Origin of the sequence: Chakrabartyella piscis, from assembly GCA_030067835.1 — a bacterium.
Lineage (GTDB): Bacteria > Bacillota > Clostridia > Lachnospirales > Anaerotignaceae > Chakrabartyella > Chakrabartyella piscis.
Genome location: CP092441.1, coordinates 2992845 through 3013144 on the forward strand (window position 1 = coordinate 2992845; position 20300 = coordinate 3013144).

The following is a 20300-nucleotide window of genomic DNA, read 5'->3' on the forward strand; positions in this document are numbered from 1 at the left end:
CCTCCTTACATACCCATTGACATTGAAAAAGCAGGGGTTTCCTCCTGCTCTAACTGGGTATCTTCTGGTTCTATTTCCACTTCCATAGTGGATGGTTCAGTGACTTCTTGTTCTCGTTTGGCACGAAGTCGTTCCTTTTGTCTTTCTGCTTGAATTGGATCTTTCCACGCAATATTCCCCTCAAGGTGACCTAGCAGATGCCCTCTTGCCGATTTGAACTCATCGCCAATCATACCCATGCGAAGTAGCCAAACACGAAATGTATATTTTTCATTTGTAGAGCGAGTTGGGATAGGACTTGCCGAGGTCTGCTTATGAGCCTGTGCTGTCATTGCCAAACAAAACTGAATGTATGCCTTTATTTTCCCTGCATGAAAGGTCGCTTTTTTACTGCTTTCCACTGAGTTAAATGCTCTAAATTCAATCGTGCCTTTTTGAAACACAGAATGTAAATTGAGGCATCTGTATCGGCTACTATGGTAGTGTTCGTGGCTACCATCTGCTCCGTTGTACCAGATGCGACTTAGTTCAGCCATCGTTTTAGGCTTCTTTTGATTCAGCTCTTTCAAAAAACGCTCATCAACTTTTCGGCAATAATTTCGTTCTCTGCTAGATGCTACTTGTAATGCTTTATACACCATATCTTCTTTGGCCGCAATGATGTTCACAAGGTTACGCAATTTCTTTGCATCGAAAGGCGCTGCATTGACATGAATGTGAATACCACAAGAAGCATTGGGGAACGCACCATGTTCTCTTAATTTACGCACAATTTCTTGCACTGTTTCGATATCAGAATATTGCAAAATGGGACTAACAAGCTCGGTAGAGTAGCTTCTATCTGCCGACACCTTTCTACCATTTTCTTTCTTTTGGCAGTTGATACTCCCATCATAGGTGAGTTTCCACTTTCGCCCCTCAGTATCTTTTGCTGTATAGGTTTCATAATAGCTACCCTCATAGTTTGACTCTGTTCCAAAATAGTCAGCTATGATTTGGGCTGCATCTCTCCTTGTGATGCCTGTCATTTCAATCTCAATACCAAAGTTTTGCTCTCTTAGATCCATAGGCTACCACCTCTTATGCTGATGAACAACAGAGGCGGCAGTATCTAGTTGGCTCTTTTTTGCTGTGAGAATTAATAGTTCTTCTAGTTTTGGCTTTCGCCATTCATCTATCAACTCATTGCCACATCTATCATGGAGTTCATTTATTTGGGAAATGGTGTTGCATAAAATTAGTTGGTGGTCACCATCACAATCCATGCTAGTTATATAGTCAGACAAGATGCGTTCCACCAGTACAATATCATGTTCGCAATATGGATAGTTGATTGCAAAGGGGTTTTGGTATGGCTTATCATCTAAAAGATTTTTAATGTCGGGCAATAGACTTCTTCTTCTTCTGTTCTCTGACTTAAGATACTGTTCCATCATGCACAGTAGGTCATACTCTTTATGTGGTTCATAGCTGATGCAAACTTTGAGATCATCAATCAAAGCATTTTTTAATTCCAACACTTTCATTATCGACCACCAGCCTTACCGAATAACTGTTCCTTATACTTGGGTGCATGGACAGCGAGGTTGTATCGCTCATTACCACATTTGAACAGGCATACACCACGTTGAGGGAACTTGATAAGATTGTATTCACTGTCCTCTAATTGCAAGGTATCGATGTAAAATCGCTTGTCAATGGCTCCTGCGTTGAATAGAAATTGATGGGTTGGGATGGAGAACAGAGGTTTTGTCAGCTCTGCAATCCCTTGTACAGCAAAGTCCTCAAGGTTCTGACTGGCTAGAATAACAGCCGACTCTTTCTTACGCACTCGTTTCATGAAGTTTCGGATGTACTCAATGGCAGTGATGTTGGTGAGGAACAAATAAAGCTCGTCTATGGCTGCCGCTGTGTGACCTTCGGTGAGTAGCTTGTCGCTCATAAAAGATAATACATTAAAGAGCATTGCATTTTTCACGTTCTTAGAGGCTTGGAGTAGACCTTTCACACCAAAGACAATAAATCTATCACTGGCAATGTTGGTGTGACCACTGAAGAATTTCGACTCAGCACCCTTGCACATGGAGTGTAGTCCTAAGAGAATTTCTTGGAGCATCTCTTTGGTGTAGAGGGCATTTTCACTATCATTAAATTCCTTATAACTCTCAAAAATATAGTCATAGAGATTTTCAAGGGTTGGGTAGTCTGTGGGTTTGAGCCTACGGAAGTTGGTGGCATCGGTGATGCCATATTCGGAATATAGCTTACTGAGTAGTATTTCAATGACATCAATTTGGCTATCGGTAAAATCTTTGTAGGTTCTAAAGAAGTCCTTTAGGAATGAGATGTGCTGACTGAGTTTTGTTTTCTGACGGAATGTAATGGGTGCATCTTCATCATCAGAACCGTTGCCCTCATCCCAAGTCTTAGGCTCTAAAGGGTTGATGATATACTCGCCACTCATAAGGTCAATGAAACAGCCATCTAAATTTTCAGCAAGTTCTTGCAGTTCCATCTCTGGATCAAGGCAGATTACTGACTTGCCACTTTCTAATACATTGCAAAGTATCAGCTTGAGCAGATAGGATTTACCTTGTCCAGAGTTGCCCAAAATCAGAATGTTGGCATTGGTCTTGTCATCGGCACGTTCATCGAAATCCACGATAATATTTGAACCGAACTTATCTCTCCCAAGATAAAAGCCATTCTTATCGGTCTTGCCACTGTAGTTGAATGGGTAAAGGTTCGCCACAGAGGATGCAGGGAGGACACGCTCAAATCTATCGGCAAATACATTTCGACCTGATGGCATAACAGAAAGAAAACCATCTTGTTGACGGAGGTTCAGTCTGTCTACATTGAGTTTGGAACGTACAAGCTCGGTCAGTACATCGGTTTGAAGTAGTTTTAGCTCATCTAAGCTATCTGCAATCAGCTCAATATATACTGCACAGTGGAGCAGAGGTTCTCGATTTCGATGCATAGTAGATACGAGGTTTGCCACATCGTTTAGGTTTTCTTGTGCAGTGATATTGTCTTGTAGGTTGTTGGCGGTGGTGTTCATTCGGTTCTTGTTGGCTGCGTTATGAATGATTCGCTTTTCTTCGGTGGCTGTAACTTGCCTTGTATAGATGCGAAGTGTCACACCATCTTTTTCTCCAAGGTGACGGAGGATTGCTTGCTCATTGGTGGCTGTGGGGTATTCACGCAAGGCATATACACAACGGAATGTGTTACCACAGATGAAGTGATCTACATTGAATTTCACCACCGAGGGTGCAATCATATCGAGGAATGTTTTGATTTTCGGCTCGGCTACACGAGCCTTGGTTGGTTGATTTTTCGGCATAGGCTTGTTCCTTTCTGACTTTTAAGGTCGTTGAGACTTTTGGGGATTTGTGGTATACTGAACAAAAGAGACTTTTTGCGCAGTGATTAGATTTTCAATTATTGCGTGCTATTCATAGTTTGCGAGGTGATGAGCAATGCTAAAAACTATCATTGTTTACAATTCTATTCATCATAAAAACACCGAAAAACTGTTGCAACTTGCCTGCAATGATTTAGAAGTTGATTTAGTTGATATTAAGTTTGCAAAAGATACAGATTTAAGACTATATGAAGTGATAGGTTTTGCATCTGGAATTTATCATGGTAATTTCCATCGTTCTTTGTTTAATTATCTTGAAGATTGTAGCCAGTTGCCTCAAAAAACATTTTTGATTCATACAAGTGGTACTGGTAACGCAAAATACAATTCATCATTTGTAGAGGCAGTCAAAACCAAAGGGATTGACTTAATAGGAAGTTTTCATTGTAAGGGGTTCGATACATTTGGATTGTTTAAATATATCGGTGGTATCGCAAAGAAGCACCCCAATGAAAAAGATGTAGAGAATTTAAAAGACTTTCTACAAGGAATAATCGAATAAAATGTGTACTTCTCTCGTTCCACATCTTTTGAGGCTGAATATTAAACCGTGTAAATGTCAATAATACCCACAACAAAGTAATGGAGGACATTGACATGAAAACAACGAAGCACGGTTTAAGTGAGCGGGAACAGGAGCTGGTGGGCTATCTCATCAGCGATTGCAAGACCACTGGCGACATTCAAGAGAAACTGAAGCAGCTTTTCGCAGGTACCATTGAGCAGATGTTGGAGGCTGAAATTGACGAACATCTGGGCTACGAGAAGAACTCTGTAGAGGGCAACAACTCCGGAAACAGCCGCAATGGCTACGGCAAAAAGACCATTATCAGCGACTATGGTGCCTGTGAAATCGCCGTTCCCCGTGACCGAAATGGGGAATTCCGCCCCCAAATTATCGAAAAGCGACAGACTCGCACAGATGAAATTGAACAGAAAATTATGGCCATGTACGCCAAGGGAATGTCCCAGCGTGACATCGAGGACACGCTCCGTGAAATCTACGGCTCTGAAATCTCTCAGGGTATGATTTCCAAGATTACCGACCGCATTTTGCCCGAGGTCAACGAGTGGCAAAACCGCCCGCTGGACAAAATTTATCCCGTGGTTTTCTTCGACGGAATCGTATTTAATTCCAAAAAAGATGGCAAAATCATCAACAAGTGTGTCTACTCTGTGTTGGCCATCAACATGGAGGGTCACAAGGAGATTTTGGGCACTTGGATTTCTGAAAATGAGTCCGCCAGCTTCTACGCTAGCATCTGTGCCGACCTGAAAAATCGTGGCGTTTCTGATATATTCGTGGCTTGTCACGACAATTTGACAGGGCTAAACGAGGCAATTCAGGCCATTTTCCCCCAAACGAAGAACCAATTGTGCATCGTCCATCAGATTCGTAACAGCTGTAAGTTTGTGCCCTACAAGGACAGAAAGGCGGTCTGTGCTGACCTAAAAAAGATATACGGCGCAGTTAATCTGGACGATGCTGAGTACGCCAAAGAGGAGTTTCGTGAAAAGTGGGACAAGAAGTATCCCAACATCTTAAAATCTTGGGACAGAAACTGGGCTGAATTGACGGTATTTTTTGAATATCCAGCGGAAATTCGGAAAATAATTTATACAACGAATGCCGTGGAGGCATACCACAGAATGGTGCGTAAATTCACCAAGTCCAAGGCGATTCTGCCTACGGACGACTCCATCCGCAAGGTAGTGTATCTGTCCGTCTCGGAAATCAGGAAAAAATGGACCATGCCCGTGCGAGATTGGGGGCTGGCCTATGCCCAGTTCGCCGTCTTTTTCGAGAGTAGATTCGTGGCCTAAAGGCCTTGAGGGCTCTGCCCTCAAACTCCCGAGGTTTATCCGCTAGGGGCTGCCAGGTCTATGCCAAAGGCGATGGCTTTCGCCACCGCCCCAGACCAGTTTAGCCCACAACCAGCGTCGGGTCGCTCCTCAGCGTTGCCCTGTTTGGCTGCTGAGGTAGTATTGCCGATTAATGACAGGAAATGCATTTACACGTTTTATTTTTCAGAACCCATCTTTTATAGCACCACTAATCACACAAAGCCACCGAGACTAACCCCTCGGTGGCTTTCTTATTTTCATCCTATCCACCAATCACCCAACGCTGACCATCGAAGTCCTCGTATTTTTCCGTGGTGACATTTTGCTCAAAATACACACCGAGCAGTCGCTTGATGTCCTGCTCATCAGCTCTCTTGGTGGTGAAGCCTTGGTCTTTTAGGCTCTTTTCAATGCGTGATAGATATGGGATCACATCACTTTCTTTTTCATTTCTAAGCCTAATGATAATTAAAAACTCCCTTGCAGTAGCCATTGTTACTTGCATTCGGTCAAGGTTTTGGCTGTCCAAAGAGAGTAGTTTTCTAATCTGAGGATTGGATTCGTTATCCAGTCTGCTTTTCAAAAAAATCTTGTTTTCATCGAAGCTCTCCTTGGAATTAAGGCAGAGCATTTCAATCTCTGCCATGCCTTTTAGTACTGTCATCAGCGAATAAATTCGTGCCGACACGCTGCTCTCGGATAGCACCGAGATATTGGTTGGCTTAATAATAAAATAAACCAGTTCACCAAACTTTGTCTTGATGCTGTAATCGGTAATGTCATCAATGCCGATTAAGCCTTTGGTGGACTGGTTTTGCTTTTCTTTTTTCTGTTTTTTCAAGTGTTACAACCTCCATTCATAAAGTTGTTGCTTGGCAATGAAAAATGTGGCAGCACTTTTGATAAACCCTAAAATGCTAATACCCTCAAACTGAATTGATAAAAAGGCATAGAGCAGTGCTGCTACAAGTGGAATCATAATACCTGTTTGTGCCAGTGCAAACACAGCAATCAAAGCCAGTATGCCAATGACTGCAATGTCCTTTAGCTCCCACAACCATAGGGTTGCTTTTGATTTTAAGTTGTCCGGGTAGATATACATTTTTCACTTCTCCTTTACGCAAAGCCTTGCATTTCCATGCCTTGGTCTGGCATATCCATTTTCGCCTGTAATATAGCTTCATCCATATCAGCCATTTCTTCTGCTGTGATACTCTCACCGATAAAGCTATTATCTTCTACAACATAACAGCCAAAGCTCTCCATCTCAAAGGGTGTCTTTGACAAAATAGTTCCCCAATGATTCACCCAGATATGCCCCTCGACCAGTTCAGCACAAGTGCCATCGCACAGGTCAGAATCTCGCACATCATAACAGTATAGACCGATGGGGATGGTGCTACGATCCAGTCGACTATTGGTGAAAGCCACAGGTGTACCATCTAAATTACACAGCTCAAAGTTTTCTTTTGTTGCATCATAAAACTTCATTCCATTCCTCGCTTTCTTTTTCCAAAAAATAAGCAATCCCACGCATGACGAAGTCAACACATGGAATTGCAACGGAATTGCCTAGAGCTTTGTATCTAGGACTGTCGCTTGCTCCTTTGATGTTTGTCCAACCATCTGGGAAGCCTTGCAGTCGCTCGCACTCCAAAGGTGTCAGCCTACGCACTAGATTTCTAGTCAGTGCAAGGTTCTCACTGCCACCTCCGTTGGTGCCGCCACTGGCAGTTAATGTGGAAATGTTATCATCATAGCCACCATAGGAAGCCTGTCCAAAGACTTGTTGCTGATCCACGATACATTTATCTGAGTTTACATACTGGTTGTTTGGGCCTTTATCATCGGTTGCGCAGATTGCACCAATCACTTCTTGGTATGGTGCAACAATACACTTATCTTGGTTGACATAGCAAGTGTTCACACCCTTATGATCTCGGTGCATCAACGCTCCAACAACCTCTTGGTATGGCTTGGGCGAATAGATAGCGTGAATGTCACTGGTGGTGAGGGTGTAGGCGATATCAGATTGAAAGCCTTTCCCATTGCCACCGTTATGATCCTCACGATTGATGGTGTTACTGGCAATGCAAAAGCTCTCTTGCTTCACGATGGGACCGTTGTTGCCGCCAGTCCCCATATCAGCCATCAGTGTTGGAGATATTTCCAGTGGTCCATCATAGCGACTTTCTCGTCTATGGTTATTAAACAAAAGGGGCGCATTCCCACCACCTAATCCTGCTGATGCAGTCACTGTTGGAGATACACCTTGTGTGATTTCAGCATTCGGTTTGGTGCTTGCCATGAGCATAGGTTGTGGAACGAGTGGAGGATGATTTGCCATACTTGCCCTAAGTGTTGGTGTCAGCTCCACTTCAATATCCATTCTTTCGCCACCATGATCATGTAAGCAGTATAGTGGCTCTATGGACTTATCAGCTCTGCTTGTATCAGTAGTGCTTGCTTTAGCTGTGGAGGAAGTTCCTTGCCACGAGCTTTGGCTCTGCGTAAAATCCCCAAACAAGCAGTCTTGCTTAAATAATATTTGGGGTGCGGTTGTTCCTCCAAAATCTGCGACAAGGAAGATTCTACGCCTTCTCTGGGGGACTCCCCAGTATTGTGCGTTGAGGACACGCCAAGCCAAGCTGAATTCGTGTCCCAATAAAATTCCCCCAGAAGATTGCCACTTCCCACTGTCAGGTCGAGGAACTGACAAGGAGCTGTCATGTACTTTGACGATTTCCTCAAGGACCGCACGGAAATCTTCTCCCTCGGCGGAGGAGAATGCTCCGGGGACATTTTCCCAAACGAAGTATCTAGGTCGAATAGAGTGAGTTGTTCTGCCACGCTTTGCATCCTCCTTTCGCATCTCTTTGGCAATTCTTACTTGTTCCATAAACAGTCCACTGCGTTCACCTTTAAGTCCAGCTCTCGCTCCTGCAATGGATAAATCTTGGCATGGTGAACCGCCTGTGATGATGTCTACCACAGGCAATATTGCACCATCTAGTTTTGTAATATCTCCAACGTGTTCCATCTCTGGAAATCGTATTTTTGTGACTTCCATTGGAAATTTTTCTATTTCTGATGCCCATAGTGGAATGATTCCATTGTGAGTGGCTGCCAAAGGAAACCCACCAATGCCATCAAACAAGCTACCCATCGTCAGCATAGGCAAGGCTCTTGACTCTGGGTGCTGACATGGTAAATGTCAATCACTCGTTTTACTTCGATTCCATGTTCCTTGGCAAACTGAATTTCCGTAAACATACCCTCTGTAATGGTATCTCCAAACACCCATAGCTCATCGCATTTTCTCAGCATATCTTTGCCCAGCATAAGGGCAAGTTCTCGCTGATCAGCCACGTCTTCAGATAAAAAATTGGGTAAAAAAAGATGAGGGCAATATACATTGACACCCTCACCTAAAGCATATTCACAGCAATCTTTTGCGTAATTTGTATTTCGTATCACATCACCACGATATGGCGATGCGATATAAACTAATTTCATAGGATCATCCTTTCTTTATTTTGGTACTGCACTGATAATATTTTTTGTAGCACTAACTGCCATGCTTGTGGTATGAACTGCACCCATTACATTTGCTCTTGTGGATGTATCCAAACCGAACATTCCTGCAATTCTTGGCACTTCGCCAGCTGATAACATAAGTCCTAAACCTAGCAGAGCATTATCATTTAACACCATAAGTCCTGCTGTTAAAATTAGCACCTGTAAAAAAGCAGTCAGGCAAAGTGCAACCACCTGTTTGCACCATTGTATGAAAGGTTCATCGAAGCCTCTCGGTACAGAGAACATATACAGGCTGCCCACTGCAATTTGGATCAGCAAAATGCCACCACGCTTTAGATTTGCAAAAAACACTTTGATGACTGCGTAACCCATCATGAAGATAATAAACAAAACCATGATAGGATTGATGCCACCAAAGCTACCAAAAAGCACGGCACTACTGGCTTCTGCAATGGTTGGTGCATCGGCAAGCTCTGTCATCATGCTGCTTGCTACATCTCCGAAGCTACCACTCATACCTGTAATGCCAGCTGTTAATTCAGCACTCAAGCTGACGGACAACGCATACAGTCGAATGGGAACAACACTAAAAAGAGAAGTAGCCATGAAGCCTTTGAGGGCATTGAGCAAGGTGTCTTTGATACTGCCTCTGCCATTTTGATATTCAATGGCACATTCAAATACAGCGACTACAATGCCCACAACATAGAGCGCCCAAGCAAGATAGGAGAAGAACAGCACCACCGATTGCACCCAAGCCATTTCAAATAGCTCCACACCCATGTTGCCCATAGATGTAAAGAAGTTGGCTAGAAAGCCAACCATTTGGGCATACACCCAGTCAAGGAGCAGATCCATAACATCGCCCATGACAAAATCCCATATAAACAATTTGTATCACCTCGATTCCAAAGAGAAACACACCTTTTGATGAGGTGTATCTCTCTGCTATTATTTGAATGTTTCAAGCGTCATTTGAGCGCCTAATTTATATCCTTGGATAAAGGATTCTTCGTTCATCATGAAGCCATATTCATTTCTGACAGTCATGTATTCCTCGAAGATTTTATGCTGTTCATCGGTCATGCTTTCTTTTGCTTTATCTTCAAGGGTAGACATCTTTTCGATAAATCCATAACACGCACTATCTGGCTTTAGCTGTTCTTCTGATGGATCAATCTTGCCTTTGTATAGCTTTCGTATTGTTTCGCACATGGTTACCTCCTACATCTGCTGTGACATTTCAAAGCCTTGTACTTGTTCCTGCTCACTGAACATGATGGAGTAGTCCTCAATCTGTTCGGCTAACAGATCCATATCATAATCATTGGGTTTGTAGGCATACCATTCGTATTTGCCACTGCTTTTCCAGACATGAGGCACGATACCACCTTTGAAATTTGAGTTATTTGCCACAGCACACTTGCCCCACAGTTCCTCGAATTTGATGGTGGTGCTGTCGATTTTTCCACTGGTTTTGTCAAGGGTAGTTAGTTGGATACCCTCATATTTTTCGTGTGTTCCAAGGGTTTTGAACTCTACTTTGAGGCGGTTGTTTTCCCCAAGGGGAATGTACATGGCATTGCCGATGAATTTCTTTGTGTCGAATTGTTCGGTGCATCGGTTTAGCTCTTTTTCAAAAAACGTCATTGTTTTCTCCTTCCATAGAAAATGCCGAGAGTTATTCACCCTCGGCATTTGTAGCTCCATGATTTAATTCTTCTTTTTCTGCTTCTTCAAGCACCTTTTCAATAAGGCTTGTGAGGAACGCTTTTTTCTTGATGCCTTTTTTCTCCAAATGGGCATCGAGTCTATCCATAAGCTCTGATGAGATTTGGACCGCTAGGGTTCTTACATTTTCATTTGACATGGGTTTGCCACCTTTCTTTAGTTCGTAGTATTCGCTTATGAGTTGCTCTACATATTTGCTCAGTGTTACACCTTGCTCGTCTTTGTGCTGGGTTACCTTTTCGTGCAGTGCGATGGGTAACTGCACTGACATATTTTTTGTTTCTGCCATAAAATTTTTCTCCTTTCATTACTTTTTTGCAAGGACAACACTACCACACTAAGGTATATAAAGCTATCACCAATACCAACGAAAGAACGGTGTAAATTTTTATATGATATTAAATTCCGATAATATCCCACACATAAAGTGGCGCTGTAATGCTAAACACCAAGCAAGCGAACAAAATCGCAGGTGCTGTCCATTCAAACTGGCCACTCTTGCGATAATCAAAATATGCCATCGAAAGTTTGGCAAAGAAGAATACTGCCAAGATAAGATCAATACATGGGAACACAACATTGTTTACCACCTGTTTGATCTGAGCAGAGGCATCTGTCCAAGTGGATTCTACTGCGCCAGCTACATCGCCTGTGCCTGTGGCAAAGGCTGTGGTGGATAATGCAAACACCATCATCAAGACCAGAACGATTGCGACTAATAATTTTTTGTTTTTGCAAATAGATTTCATAAAAACCTTCTTTCTTTTAATCAGTGTCTTTGGCGGCAATATGCCAATCATCCCAAAGGTTGCCACTGATGGTTAAACTGTCAGTTAGGTTTACAGATAACATTCCACTCGGAGTCCATACATCAATGAGCCATGTATTAACAGTGTAGCTGCCATCTGGATACCAAATCGGTGTGAAGTGGGTACGATTGTTATAGGTGGAGTATACATTTTTCTGGAATTCAAAGGTACTGGAAGTACCACTTGTCATGCGTTCTAGCAATCTCCAATAGGTGTCATAGTAGAACTCTGGGAAGTAGCTGACAGCGTTAGGGGTTCTTGTGATGGCACTGCTTTGGGTTGTGCTTGCAGAGGACTCCACGCTAATGTTTACTCCATAGCCACTCTTTAGCGTATTGCCTGTGGCTGTGGGATTGTAGGTGTCATTGCTCAGCTCCATACTGGCACTTAGGCTGGCTGTGTAGATGTCGCAATCGAACTCCCACCATCCTTCATCTTCCCATTTTGATTTCCATGAGCGACTTGTATGGGTATTACCCTCGCTATCTGTCCAAGAACTGCTTTTCCAATAACCATTGTCCACCCAATACTCTTGCCACCAAGGGTCCCAGACACTCCATTGTGCTGAGGTTACTTCGGTTCGGCTTGGTACATTTTCATAGGAGAAGCTATCGTTTCGATCATCTGCCACAGGGTTTGGTGGAGGGTTTTCGTCTAGGTCAACGATATTACAAGTGATGGTTGCACTGCTTACATCACCGGGGCCTGAAACAGAAACATTGATCACCATTTCTTGTGGTTCTGAGGGTGTTGTCCATTTCACCCAAACGAGCTGTCCATCGCCGCTAGGGTAATACACATTGCTCACGCTGTACCTTGTTCCATCAATGGTGAAGTATACGGTGGTATCATCGTCTGGATCGGATTGACCACCACTGACATAGACAGAGGTAATGACCTCGGTATTGACTCGATATTCATAGTCGTACACCGATATTTGTGGTGTTTCTGGTTCTTCTTCAAAACGAACAACACCCAAGCCGAGAGACGACTTAATATCTGCATCCGTGGCAGCTGAAGTTGTGCTGCCAGTCCACGCAGGATAACCCAAATCGCTGACCTCTAAAAACATGGCAAGAGGCAGGTTTTTATGGGTTAGTGACACCATTGAAGATCGGAGTGAACCACCTACAAGTTCATCATACATGGCGGCCTCCGTAGCAGTAGTTGCAAGATAGACACCTTGGAAATAGTAATAGGCAATGGGTTCGAGAAGCAGTTTATAGTCACCATTGATTAACGTGTCATAGTTAAAGCCAGTGATTTCTGCGATGGAACGAATGACTTGTTCGTCTGTGAAATAGCTTTTGATTGCATCAATGTTGCTTGTACCACTGGAGCTTACGATAGTGGGCAATGACTGTGATGGATTGTAGTAATTATAGCTGTCTTGGTGTGCTACTAGGGAAACTCCGTTAGTGTATTGTAGTTTACACACCTTGCCGAAATGATAAATAGACGAGGATATCGTGTTGTTGGTTAGGTCAATGGGGGTTGTCATAACCGCATGATCACTAGCTCTTACAACGGTGACACGAACGCCATCCATACCGGGATTCCAATAGCTAGTGCTTGTACCATCGCCCATGCTACCACCACCAGAGTCGATATTTCCATCGCCCACTGCAAATGCTGTCATGGTAAAACTGAAAATCATGAGCAAGCACAGGCATAGAGCAGAGAGAGTTTTCTTCATTTTCTTTCCTTTCTGCAAATAAAAAATGCACAGCCGAAGCCATGCATTTTCTTGCGTTTTATTTAGTCCATGATACCTACTTTGTTTCCGTTTTCATACATATCGTCTACATAGGTGCCTTGGTTTTCGCCACCGACAATCACACTATCAAACCCCGGCAAGCCACTACCACTGCTTTCTGTGGCAATTTGATTTTCCACTGGGGTTGGTTCTGGATTTTCTTCGGTTGGTGATTCTACTGGGATACCACTTGGTGTTTGCGTTGGATCAGAGAGCTGTTCCTCGGTGTAGGTAGGTTTTTCTTCCACATCTGGCTGAATGGTTTGCTCTGTACCCACATCATCACCACTGGTGGTTTCATAGGTGGATTCATCTTGTATCTCAATCTCTGGTGGAGTGATGAGATTTTCTTCTGTGCTATCAGGCTCATCCACTACAATATCGGTGGATTCCACCTCGTTTTGTACGATGCCTACATCTTCTGTTGCAGGTGATTGGAACTTGCTTGCAATCAATACGATAAGCACCACGCTGATGATGAGTCCTATCACAATGACGAGTGATTTTTTTGTTGTATCTTTCATGGGACACACTCCTTTTCATTTTTTTGTAAGCCAAACATTACCACAAGTAAAGTAAAATAGCTATATGCAATAGCAACGAATATAGCATTGCAAAGTATACATACCTAAAACTTCGGTATATATCCTGCTGTGGTCTTAAGGCGAATGGTCATAGATGGTAGAAGCTCACCACCAAAGGACACTGGGACTTCAAGGGTGATGTAGCTGTCTATTTCAAAACGCTGAGTGGCACTGTCGCTTGTGGCAAGTGGCGCGTTTCTAACATCCACATCTAAACTATATACAGCAAATTCAACCGATCCATCAGCTGTTATTTTCTCATATATTCCATTATACTCCAAACCCAATGTGTCAGCAAGACGACCATATATATTCCCATAATCTAAGGATTCTTCAAAGTCATTTGCCACTGGCTGATAGCCACCAGAATATCCCTCACGGATGCCATGATATACTTCATCATAGTTTTGTGTCACGGTTGCAATGACAGCATCTTGTAGTGCATCACGCACACCTTGGGCAACAATCATCAAACGCAAATATTCGGATATACCTGTGAAAAGAATAATCAGCACAAGCACAATGGCAATGGTCAAGGGAAAGCCTTCGCCTTTCTTTGAACGCAGGATTTTTCTTATTCTGGTCATTTCCAATACACCTCACTTTTGCCACTGGCATCGGAACGGAGGTCAATGGAAAACGAGCCAAAATCACCGAACAAACCTATTTCCACAGGCAATACGACAGTGACTGTGATTTCATCGCCCAGTTGAATGTATCCATAGTCAGACCATGTGACGGTTGGTGAGATGCCCAAATCATCACAAAGTTTGTTTTCAGCTGCAGTGGTTTCTGCTCCGATTCGCCCTGCAATTTCAGCCTCACGGAGTATCTCGGTTGCAAAGGTATCCACCTTTTGCTTGGCGATATACGCAGGGAACACACGGACAGCCATTGCAATGACAAGCATGGCGCAGAGAACCAAGACTACTGTGTCCATGTATCCCTCACCACGTTTGTTTTTTAGTATTTTAAACACGTTTCACCTCCTAGAATAGTGTTCCGAGAGAACTGATAATCTCGAAAATAATAATCACGATATAGGTCATCAAGAAACACATCAGCATAACAAAGGAGAACTTTCGGATTTTAGGCGGTATCTTCATGGCTTGCATTTTCAGATTTTGCAGTTCCAGCTGCTTCATGTCGTGGGCAAGCATTTGGAAGTATACAGCGCCATCATCACCACGCAGTACCGAGATCAGTCCACGGACAATGTCGGAGAGCATAGGCGAGTTGATACGAGCTTCAAATCTTGTCAGTGCTGTTTCATAGCTTGACGAGCGCATATCAGCTGTTAAAATATCAAGTTCCTTTGCAAAGGTTTCGTTGGCACTATGTTTGAAGTTCTCTAAAATCTTCAGTACATCTCGACTGTTTTTCAGCTCTTGTGTAATGGTTGCTACAAATCGTGGCAGCTGACTTTCTATGCTTTCTCGCTTTTGGGCAAGTAGTTTATCGGCACTGCCCAGTTCCTTAAAATAGGTGAAAATCGCAAGCACCAATAAAACAGGTGCCGCCATCGGCAATACCAATAGACAAGGGATTACAAACACACCCATGAGCATGGCTTTTACGATGCAAGTTGCCATGTATTCCTCTGGTGTTTTAGAGATGCCAGCGGCCGACAAAGTATTTTGTAGTCGAATTCTTTTGTACTCATTGATAGTGATTATCTTAGATAACTTTAGACTTAAATTGCCAAGGGCAACATCTATGCCACTGGCTTTTTGTTTACCACGATTAGAGGCATTGATAATCGCCTTTCCAGTGGCAATGGTGGGTAGTTTCAGCACATCTGCAAGGACAAAGAAAATGCCAAGGCTTAGAAACACACCGAATAAAAATAGAAATATTGTCATTTTCTCACCTACCTTTTATACTCGATTGGCTGTGTCAGCTTGATTACAAAGGCTGTTGACACAAAGATTGCAGTGCCACAAATGGCAAGAACAATCTGTCCTGCCACTGTAAACATCAAGGTATGATACCAGTCTGAATTTAGGAAATACAGCAAGGGAATATTGCAAACCACCAAGGCTACCATTGTCAAAAACTCCTGTCGTGGAGCTGTTACCAATGTTTCTAGCTCCCCATTTACGATACGCATATCGCTAAGTTTGGTGGTGATGGGTGTCAGTGTGCTTTTCAAACTTCTATCGCTTTGGCACAAAATCACAGCATCTACCCATTCACGAAAGACAGGGTTATCAATCTTAGGTTTCATCTCCTGTAAGGCGCTGATGATGTCGGGGTTTACCATCTTGATCTGATACAAAAAGCTCTTGAGCACCGATAGCACTGGTGGATTTAGATAGGCAATGTTTTCTTCCACTGCAGTCATGATGTTTTCGGTTCTAAGATAGCCTGTGGTGATGATGCTAAGTGCAGTTTCAAGCTCTGAGGAAATATCCTTTTTGAAATGGGTTTGTGTCAGCCTTACATACCAAAATGGCAAAAACATAAAGCCGATTGCAAGGACAGGTGCTAAAAACCAGTTGCCCATCATAATGGCAAGGCTTGCACCCACCACAAACAGAAACATAGACAGCGCAGTGATCAGTGGGAACTTGTGGCTACGACCAGTCATCTCTAGGATGGCTTTGGTTTCGGCAATCTCACGTTTAAAATAGGATTGTTTCTTCCTTTTAGTGCTTTCGTTTAGGCTATCTTTCAAAGTTTGTGGTTTTTCAGATAACGCCTTAAAAATGCTTTGTGTCATATCCATAGGAGATATTTTCAACAAAACAAAAAGGCCCGTGATAAATCCCATACAGGCCAGTAATAATATAAAGTTCAAGCTATGCCACCTCCTTAAATTTTTCAATTTCTTTCATGGGCATACCATTTTCTAGCAGTCGTTTGGCTAGGTTATCGGAGATGCCCTTGGACTTTTCATGGTGACCTTCGATGATGAATTTGCCATCTTCGATTTTGTTTTCTGTGATGATGTACTGGAACAGGCTGTGATATACCCTTGTGCCATCACCCGAAATCTCAATCTCCATAATCTCCATCAGCCTACGTTCTTTGTTTTCCAGTTGTTTGCAGAACACAATAATGGGATAGGCTTCGGTCACATATTGCATTAGGGTATCGTCACTCATATCCACAGCACGTTTGCAAAGAGATACCATTCTTCGTGGCACTGCATCGCAAGAGTTTGCATGGATGGTAGTTAGCACCGCAATACCAGTTCGAGCTGCTTCTTGGGCGGCATTGGCTTCTGGACCACGCATCTCACCAACCACTGAAATGTCTGGGTTAAAACGAAGCATAACATCCAGTAGCATGGTTTGGTCTATTTTCTGCTTATCGTTATCGCTCTCACGAGTTAGGGTGTGAATGACGGAGTTTGCAACCTTACCATTTTCATCGGTTCGCACAAGGTCAAGTTCTCGTGATCCATTCTCAATGGTGTACACACGCTTATGGTCTGGAATGGTGGTCAGAAGATAGCCAAGCATTGTGGTTTTACCACTGCTTGTTGCGCCTGCAACGCATACTGAAACGCCATAGCGAATGATGGTTGCAAGAAAGTCAAGCATTTCATCTGTGGCAGTGCCACGACTGGTGAAGTCCTCTTTCTTCATGGACTGTGGGTTTACAATACGAATGGAGGCTGCAATGCCCACATCTTCATCTACGATGGGTGTTTTCATCACAGCAATACGAATGTTTTTAGATAGATGCCCTAGCACCACAGGTTGTGCGTTATCAAGAACGATGCCACTGACATGGAGCATTCTTCGAATGACGTTGATTGCGTGTTCTGGGGAGTCGAAATGTTCATCTAACTTTTTGGTTTCACCACTGGAATATTGCACCTCAATGTCGTTCCAGCTATTGATGTCGATTTCTTCGATGCCAGTGCCAAAGATGTATTTGGTGAGAAATCCATACTCAGCCATCTCGGTGTAAATATCGGCGATCAGCTCGTCGGTGGATTTACCCTCCACCGATACTTTTCTGTCAAAGATGTATTTTCCGATAAAGCGTTTCATCTGCTCTTTGGAATCGGCAATGTCACCAGTGATCAGCTCCGAGTAATTCTCTGAAATATGCTCCTGTACCGACTGTAACACTTCATTGAAATCCTGCGTTTGGGTGGCTTCAAAGAACAGTGTGTGGGTACGAGTTTCTCCTGCAAGCTCCGTTTTGGTATGGCTTTTGGCAGTTTCAGACATTGCTTTATCAATGACTTTTTTGGTGTCCTGTGGAGCTTCTTTTTTAGGCTCTGCCACGCCACCAAACACAGAAGCATTTCTTTTTTCGCCTAAGCTCATACACTGAACACCTCCTTGCAAATCTTCTGGATTTCACTTCGAAACCCTCGGCTGCTTTTCATAGAAAGCTCACCCAAAAGATTGCCCTGCAAATACTGTTCCTCAATCTCTGCCGATGCTGGGATGCTAAACGCCATATTGCCCAAGGCTCCTGCCATTTGTTCCACACCATGATTAGGCTTCACATTGCTTGCCACCTTATAGTGCTTATCCATGTCATAACCACTGTTTTGCAAAAGTGGAAGTTGACTAGATAGATAGCTGATGGATTTCAAATCGCAGTTAACTAGTCGCAGTACATTGTCTGCATCACTGATAGACACAGCTGAGAGGATATCATTTGCAATATAGCTTGAGCAGTCAATGACCACAAAGGGTGCAATTTCTTTTAGGCAGTCGATGAGTTCTTCGGCCTGCACCTTGCCATAAGGCGCGTAGGTATATTCATTCTCATTTTTCAGCATTCCAACGATAGAGAGGTAAGGGGTTTTCTTCAGTGTCACCATGTTATACTTCACCAGTGCTTCGGTGACATGGGTGGCGGCAAGAATAGAGCCAAGGGATTTTTCAATTTCAAGCTCACTAGGTGGCACCGCACAAGGTAGCATAGGTGCTGTCATATCGCATAAAAGCAAGATAACATTTTTCTTCTTATCTGCAAGGTGCTTTGCAATCTTAAATGCCACCGTGGATTTGCCACTGTTGGGACTGCCCCAAACAGCAAGGACACCGCCACTGGCAGTGTCCTCAAAGCTTTCAGCAAAGTGGTTATCTCTGCTGAACACTGTGTTTTTCTTAAAGTTCAGCATCATTCCACCTCGTTATTTTCCACATTCTCCGTCTGTGATTCCTCTAGCACTTCTTCCTCTGGTTCTGCTTCTTCTGGTGCATATAGTTCCTCTAAGATTGCATCTTGCATAGAGAGGAACACTTCGCTATTTTCTGGAAGTCCACGATAGACAAGGGACAGATGAATGTCACCATCAAGCTCTAATTCGGCAAGTAGTTTTGCTTGGTCTGAGGTCACCAAAAGTGTGACAGTAGATGGCAATTCGCTTTCGTCATCCAGTGTTTTATCACCTGTGTTGGCATCTACACCACTATCAGCAGTGACAGAAATCACTTCCACATAGGTTAGCTCTGTTGGGATAACTGTCGCACCCAAGCCTTTATAGTCTGGGGCAATGACAGATACAATATCGCCACTTTCCAGTTTGCCAGAGAGACCATTTGCAAAGTTCTTAATGCTCACAGAGATTGCTTGTTGCGTTCCATCTAGTCCGTAGAGATAAGCATTTTCAGCTTGCATGATTTCGGAGATTTTGTTGTTTAGAATATAGTCACCAACAGAAAAATCAGCCAGAGCATATGTGCCAATGACCGACTCTGTTGTTCGCATCACGTTGTCAGGTAGGTTGTACCCACCGATTTCTACTGTTTCCACCATATCGGCAGTGATCTGCTCACCAGTGGAAATTTCTGCTTTCACACGCACAATTTCTGTCTGCTGACTGAGTTCGCTGTTAAACAGTGGTGTGACTACAAAGCAGATAAGCAGTGAAAGCAAAATACAAAGCACACCAAGTACAGTTCTATTTTTAAATATCTTCACGTTGTTTTATCCTTTCTCAAATGAAAGTTACGGCTAAAAAGCCAATGGTTAAAAAGGGAGCAAGAGGCATCGCCTTTGACACCTCTTGCTTTTGCTTTCCTACGCAAAGCACCCAGTAGGTAATGATACTGAGACTGAGTGCCAGTACCACACCCACCAGTGTTTTGCTAAATCCTAGATATAATCCGACAGCTGCTGTCAATTTGATATCGCCACCACCAATGCCCTCTGGGTTAAGCGTGGCTGCTATAAAAAATGGTAGCGCAGACAATAACCCAAGAGGGTGAAAATCAAAGAGAGCAAGCACCACAATCGCTATGGATAATTTGTCTGGTATTTCTCTCTTTTTCAAATCGGTGTAGGTGGCAATGAGTAGCAGCATGGCAAACAAAATATCCATTACATTGTCTGTTGCTGTGACCAGTTGGGTGCTTCTTCATGTTCTAGGCTCTGAAGTTGCTTTTGCTCAAAGGCCTCCAAGATGGCACTGTTGAATTCCTTTTTGAATTCTTTGGTGATGGGGTGACAATAGTCGGTATACTCACCCTTGGAATTTTTGTAGCTTGGCATGGCAACAAAATCACCGTGCTTGCCATTTAGGATACGGATGCCAGATACTACAAAGCAGTTGTCTAGGACTGCTGTTGCATAGGCTTTGGGGTTTGCGTTTTCTCGGATATCTCCGATTTTTACATCAATTTTCATAG

General features: G+C 43.3%; 26 protein-coding genes. 2 read left to right on the forward strand and 24 right to left on the reverse strand.

Features of this window, described 5'->3' with window-relative positions; translation table 11 throughout:
* Positions 1-5: 5 nt before the first annotated feature.
* From MJY40_RS13665 to MJY40_RS13675, 3 genes are read right to left on the reverse strand one after another with little or no spacing between them, the layout of a single operon-like run.
* Positions 6-1067 (reverse strand): amidoligase family protein, encoded by a 1062-nt coding sequence (locus MJY40_RS13665; RefSeq protein WP_317854748.1) that lies wholly within the window; start codon positions 1065-1067, stop codon positions 6-8.
* Positions 1068-1070: 3 nt separating this feature from the next.
* Complete coding sequence (locus MJY40_RS13670) at positions 1071-1526, reverse strand: hypothetical protein (protein WP_317854749.1); 456 nt, start codon at positions 1524-1526, stop codon at positions 1071-1073.
* A complete protein-coding gene (locus MJY40_RS13675) occupies positions 1526-3349 on the reverse strand; it encodes a VirB4 family type IV secretion system protein (protein WP_317854750.1) in 1824 nt (607 codons plus the stop codon). Before MJY40_RS13675 ends, MJY40_RS13670 begins: the two co-directional genes overlap by 1 nt.
* 136 nt (positions 3350-3485) lie before the next feature.
* Here MJY40_RS13675 and MJY40_RS13680 point away from each other — a divergent pair, with 136 nt between their 5' ends.
* Positions 3486-3932, forward strand: coding sequence for an NADPH-dependent FMN reductase family protein (locus MJY40_RS13680; RefSeq protein ID WP_317854751.1), 447 nt, complete (start codon positions 3486-3488; stop codon positions 3930-3932).
* A gap of 95 nt (positions 3933-4027) precedes the next feature.
* Positions 4028-5254 carry an IS256 family transposase gene (locus tag MJY40_RS13685; protein WP_317854752.1) on the forward strand — a complete coding sequence of 409 codons (1227 nt, stop codon included), beginning with the start codon at positions 4028-4030 and terminating at the stop codon, positions 5252-5254.
* A gap of 283 nt (positions 5255-5537) precedes the next feature.
* On the opposite strand, the gene MJY40_RS13690 is transcribed toward MJY40_RS13685, so the two are convergent.
* The 21 genes from MJY40_RS13690 to MJY40_RS13790 all read right to left on the reverse strand — a co-directional run bounded on the left by MJY40_RS13690 (position 5538) and on the right by MJY40_RS13790 (position 20298).
* Positions 5538-6116, reverse strand: coding sequence for a hypothetical protein (locus MJY40_RS13690; protein ID WP_317854753.1), 579 nt, complete (start codon positions 6114-6116; stop codon positions 5538-5540).
* A 3-nt stretch (positions 6117-6119) separates the two neighbouring features.
* On the reverse strand, positions 6120-6377 hold the full coding sequence (locus MJY40_RS13695; RefSeq protein ID WP_317854754.1) for a hypothetical protein: 258 nt from the start codon (positions 6375-6377) through the stop codon (positions 6120-6122).
* A gap of 14 nt (positions 6378-6391) precedes the next feature.
* Complete coding sequence (locus MJY40_RS13700) at positions 6392-6766, reverse strand: LPD28 domain-containing protein (protein WP_317854755.1); 375 nt, start codon at positions 6764-6766, stop codon at positions 6392-6394.
* On the reverse strand, positions 6753-8441 hold the full coding sequence (locus tag MJY40_RS13705) for a DNA cytosine methyltransferase (RefSeq protein ID WP_317856458.1): 1689 nt from the start codon (positions 8439-8441) through the stop codon (positions 6753-6755). Before MJY40_RS13705 ends, MJY40_RS13700 begins: the two co-directional genes overlap by 14 nt.
* A 2-nt stretch (positions 8442-8443) precedes the next feature.
* Positions 8444-8791 carry a DUF7768 domain-containing protein gene (locus MJY40_RS13710; protein WP_317854756.1) on the reverse strand — a complete coding sequence of 116 codons (348 nt, stop codon included), beginning with the start codon at positions 8789-8791 and terminating at the stop codon, positions 8444-8446.
* Between the two features lie 15 nt (positions 8792-8806).
* Positions 8807-9706, reverse strand: coding sequence for a conjugal transfer protein TrbL family protein (locus tag MJY40_RS13715; protein WP_317854757.1), 900 nt, complete (start codon positions 9704-9706; stop codon positions 8807-8809).
* A gap of 60 nt (positions 9707-9766) precedes the next feature.
* The gene (locus MJY40_RS13720; protein ID WP_317854758.1) at positions 9767-10030 is read right to left on the reverse strand and encodes a DUF6809 family protein; all 264 of its coding nucleotides are present in this window, start codon (positions 10028-10030) and stop codon (positions 9767-9769) included.
* Positions 10031-10039: 9 nt separating this feature from the next.
* Positions 10040-10465, reverse strand: a complete 426-nt coding sequence (locus MJY40_RS13725; protein ID WP_317854759.1) for a hypothetical protein — start codon at positions 10463-10465, stop codon at positions 10040-10042.
* 31 nt (positions 10466-10496) lie between these two features.
* On the reverse strand, positions 10497-10835 hold the full coding sequence (locus tag MJY40_RS13730) for a hypothetical protein (protein ID WP_317854760.1): 339 nt from the start codon (positions 10833-10835) through the stop codon (positions 10497-10499).
* Positions 10836-10944: 109 nt separating this feature from the next.
* Positions 10945-11241, reverse strand: coding sequence for a DUF3852 domain-containing protein (locus MJY40_RS13735; RefSeq protein WP_465221468.1), 297 nt, complete (start codon positions 11239-11241; stop codon positions 10945-10947).
* Between the two features lie 70 nt (positions 11242-11311).
* Positions 11312-13051 carry a DUF8193 domain-containing protein gene (locus tag MJY40_RS13740; RefSeq protein WP_317854762.1) on the reverse strand — a complete coding sequence of 580 codons (1740 nt, stop codon included), beginning with the start codon at positions 13049-13051 and terminating at the stop codon, positions 11312-11314.
* Between the two features lie 62 nt (positions 13052-13113).
* The gene (locus tag MJY40_RS13745; protein ID WP_317854763.1) at positions 13114-13635 is read right to left on the reverse strand and encodes a DUF6550 family protein; all 522 of its coding nucleotides are present in this window, start codon (positions 13633-13635) and stop codon (positions 13114-13116) included.
* Between the two features lie 104 nt (positions 13636-13739).
* On the reverse strand, positions 13740-14282 hold the full coding sequence (locus MJY40_RS13750) for a hypothetical protein (RefSeq protein WP_317854764.1): 543 nt from the start codon (positions 14280-14282) through the stop codon (positions 13740-13742).
* The gene (locus MJY40_RS13755; protein ID WP_317854765.1) at positions 14279-14674 is read right to left on the reverse strand and encodes a DUF4320 family protein; all 396 of its coding nucleotides are present in this window, start codon (positions 14672-14674) and stop codon (positions 14279-14281) included. Before MJY40_RS13755 ends, MJY40_RS13750 begins: the two co-directional genes overlap by 4 nt.
* Positions 14675-14684: 10 nt before the next feature.
* Positions 14685-15557 carry a secretion protein F gene (locus MJY40_RS13760; RefSeq protein ID WP_317854766.1) on the reverse strand — a complete coding sequence of 291 codons (873 nt, stop codon included), beginning with the start codon at positions 15555-15557 and terminating at the stop codon, positions 14685-14687.
* A gap of 8 nt (positions 15558-15565) precedes the next feature.
* The gene (locus MJY40_RS13765; RefSeq protein WP_317854767.1) at positions 15566-16495 is read right to left on the reverse strand and encodes a type II secretion system F family protein; all 930 of its coding nucleotides are present in this window, start codon (positions 16493-16495) and stop codon (positions 15566-15568) included.
* A gap of 1 nt (position 16496) precedes the next feature.
* The gene (locus MJY40_RS13770) at positions 16497-17882 is read right to left on the reverse strand and encodes a CpaF/VirB11 family protein (protein ID WP_317856459.1); all 1386 of its coding nucleotides are present in this window, start codon (positions 17880-17882) and stop codon (positions 16497-16499) included.
* Between the two features lie 95 nt (positions 17883-17977).
* Complete coding sequence (locus MJY40_RS13775) at positions 17978-18790, reverse strand: ParA family protein (RefSeq protein ID WP_317856460.1); 813 nt, start codon at positions 18788-18790, stop codon at positions 17978-17980.
* Positions 18790-19593, reverse strand: coding sequence for a Flp pilus assembly protein CpaB (gene cpaB / locus MJY40_RS13780; protein WP_317854768.1), 804 nt, complete (start codon positions 19591-19593; stop codon positions 18790-18792). The genes MJY40_RS13775 and cpaB overlap by 1 nt, the downstream gene beginning before the upstream one ends.
* A gap of 16 nt (positions 19594-19609) precedes the next feature.
* Positions 19610-19993 (reverse strand): A24 family peptidase, encoded by a 384-nt coding sequence (locus MJY40_RS13785; protein WP_317854769.1) that lies wholly within the window; start codon positions 19991-19993, stop codon positions 19610-19612.
* A complete protein-coding gene (locus MJY40_RS13790) occupies positions 19993-20298 on the reverse strand; it encodes a SpoVG family protein (RefSeq protein ID WP_317854770.1) in 306 nt (101 codons plus the stop codon). The genes MJY40_RS13785 and MJY40_RS13790 overlap by 1 nt, the downstream gene beginning before the upstream one ends.
* Positions 20299-20300 lie beyond the last annotated feature (2 nt).

Coding starts and splice junctions, on each gene's coding strand:
- MJY40_RS13710 (WP_317854756.1), bottom strand. CDS start 8,791: ATGAAATTAGTTTATATCGCATCGCCATATCGTGGTGATGTGATACGA.
- MJY40_RS13700 (WP_317854755.1), bottom strand. CDS start 6,766: ATGAAGTTTTATGATGCAACAAAAGAAAACTTTGAGCTGTGTAATTTA.
- MJY40_RS13705 (WP_317856458.1), bottom strand. CDS start 8,441: ATGGGTAGCTTGTTTGATGGCATTGGTGGGTTTCCTTTGGCAGCCACT.
- MJY40_RS13770 (WP_317856459.1), bottom strand. CDS start 17,882: ATGTCTGAAACTGCCAAAAGCCATACCAAAACGGAGCTTGCAGGAGAA.
- MJY40_RS13735 (WP_465221468.1), bottom strand. CDS start 11,241: ATGATGGTGTTTGCATTATCCACCACAGCCTTTGCCACAGGCACAGGC.
- MJY40_RS13680 (WP_317854751.1), top strand. CDS start 3,486: ATGCTAAAAACTATCATTGTTTACAATTCTATTCATCATAAAAACACC.
- MJY40_RS13730 (WP_317854760.1), bottom strand. CDS start 10,835: ATGGCAGAAACAAAAAATATGTCAGTGCAGTTACCCATCGCACTGCAC.
- MJY40_RS13745 (WP_317854763.1), bottom strand. CDS start 13,635: ATGAAAGATACAACAAAAAAATCACTCGTCATTGTGATAGGACTCATC.
- MJY40_RS13790 (WP_317854770.1), bottom strand. CDS start 20,298: ATGAAAATTGATGTAAAAATCGGAGATATCCGAGAAAACGCAAACCCC.
- MJY40_RS13695 (WP_317854754.1), bottom strand. CDS start 6,377: ATGTATATCTACCCGGACAACTTAAAATCAAAAGCAACCCTATGGTTG.
- MJY40_RS13720 (WP_317854758.1), bottom strand. CDS start 10,030: ATGTGCGAAACAATACGAAAGCTATACAAAGGCAAGATTGATCCATCA.
- MJY40_RS13785 (WP_317854769.1), bottom strand. CDS start 19,993: ATGGATATTTTGTTTGCCATGCTGCTACTCATTGCCACCTACACCGAT.
- MJY40_RS13740 (WP_317854762.1), bottom strand. CDS start 13,051: ATGAAGAAAACTCTCTCTGCTCTATGCCTGTGCTTGCTCATGATTTTC.
- MJY40_RS13665 (WP_317854748.1), bottom strand. CDS start 1,067: ATGGATCTAAGAGAGCAAAACTTTGGTATTGAGATTGAAATGACAGGC.
- MJY40_RS13725 (WP_317854759.1), bottom strand. CDS start 10,465: ATGACGTTTTTTGAAAAAGAGCTAAACCGATGCACCGAACAATTCGAC.
- MJY40_RS13685 (WP_317854752.1), top strand. CDS start 4,028: ATGAAAACAACGAAGCACGGTTTAAGTGAGCGGGAACAGGAGCTGGTG.
- MJY40_RS13750 (WP_317854764.1), bottom strand. CDS start 14,282: ATGACCAGAATAAGAAAAATCCTGCGTTCAAAGAAAGGCGAAGGCTTT.
- MJY40_RS13670 (WP_317854749.1), bottom strand. CDS start 1,526: ATGAAAGTGTTGGAATTAAAAAATGCTTTGATTGATGATCTCAAAGTT.
- MJY40_RS13760 (WP_317854766.1), bottom strand. CDS start 15,557: ATGACAATATTTCTATTTTTATTCGGTGTGTTTCTAAGCCTTGGCATT.
- MJY40_RS13675 (WP_317854750.1), bottom strand. CDS start 3,349: ATGCCGAAAAATCAACCAACCAAGGCTCGTGTAGCCGAGCCGAAAATC.
- MJY40_RS13775 (WP_317856460.1), bottom strand. CDS start 18,790: ATGCTGAACTTTAAGAAAAACACAGTGTTCAGCAGAGATAACCACTTT.